1 protein-coding gene is annotated in these 1,344 nt (G+C 64.6%); it reads right to left on the reverse strand.

The genetic code is table 11. The annotated features are described in order from the left end of the window. Positions 1–1,344, reverse strand: a 1,344-nt coding sequence (locus CKO15_RS13735; RefSeq protein WP_200197391.1) for a hypothetical protein, incomplete at both ends; no start/stop codon positions are given.

Raw genomic sequence — 1,344 nt, forward strand, 5'->3', positions numbered from 1 at the left:
TCTCCAAAACGCCCAGACGTGCCGCCCCCGATTCCTTGCAGGTAGGGGGCGGGCGGTTCTGGCGCGGCGATTGGGTCGCTCCGAGAGGTTCAGGGCGCGCCGCGCGATGACGAGCGCGGCAGCGTGATGGGGGCTGAGGCCGTAGCGCTCGGCGAATTTTTCCCGACCAATGACTGAGGTATAGGCCGGGTTGCGGCAGAGGACTTCCAGACCGGCGTCGTGGGCACGCGCTTTGAGCGTGGCGACGATCCGATCATAGGCCAGGGCCGAGAGCATTCGGGCATAGCGCCCGCCCTCGGCTTCCAGCGCCGCCTTCTTGGCCGAAAAGTCGAGTTTCTCAATCGCCAGCGGCTTGTCCCGGTCACAAGCGAAGTCCATCAGGGTTTTGATCGCCTCGCCGATGCGCGCCTGGGTCTGGTGGCGATCCAGGCCGTAAGTGACGAGCGGAATGGTGAAGGCGGCGACGGGGTTGCCGCTGCGGTCGGTTTCGCAGACGGCCAGATGATCGGCGTTGAGGTCGACTCCAATGGCCCCGAGGCGGCGGTCGCTGCGGCACTCGAAGGGAGGCGCCTGGGTGGTGATAAAGACCCGCCAGCCTTTGGCATCGCGCTGGAAGCGGTAGCTGATGGCCTGCTCCAGGGTGAGCGCCGCGACCAGGACGTCGCTGCCGTACGGGAGCCGGATGTCAAAGCGGACATACTTCGTACCGTCCTGACAGAGGGCGTTGGGCAGCCGCAGTCGCAGCGCAAAAGTCTCTTCGCCGAGATATTCAGCCACACAGCCCTGACAGCCGCCGGTCTCGTCCTTAGAGCCCAGCACCACGAACTGATTAGAGCGGGCGCGGCGCCAATCAGTGCGCCACTCATCGAAAGACTCATAGCCGTTCGCTGGCAGATCGAACTGCGCACGAAATAGCTTGCGGCTGCCGAAACAGAGCCGCACCACATCGGCTTCACGATCCGCCTGCAGGCCTGCGAGACGATCGCGCAGGCGTGCTAGCCGGCGTTGCTTGTGGTGGCGCTTGTTAAGCAGGCGCTGGCGAATCTGCGCAGACTCGGCGCGGGCGATTTGCTCGTCGAGTCTCTTGATGACCTTTTCGGCCTTTTTAATGCGCTTCTCGGCCTCGGTGATCAGCCCGTCGCGGCGCTCCTTGATTGAGGCGACCTTACCCTTGAGGTTGATGGCGATGGCATTGAACTGCCGCGCGGTGAGTCCGAAGCGCGCCAGGTACTGCGATTTCAGCGCCGCCGGATCGCAGCCGCGCGCAATGTCGGCAAAGAGCGCACGCTCGGCCTGACCGTAGAGATCGGCGTAGGCGCCGAGTGCCGCATCCAGCGTCCCATC

The organism is Halorhodospira abdelmalekii (assembly GCF_016583625.1).
GTDB classification, from domain to species: domain Bacteria; phylum Pseudomonadota; class Gammaproteobacteria; order Nitrococcales; family Halorhodospiraceae; genus Halorhodospira; species Halorhodospira abdelmalekii.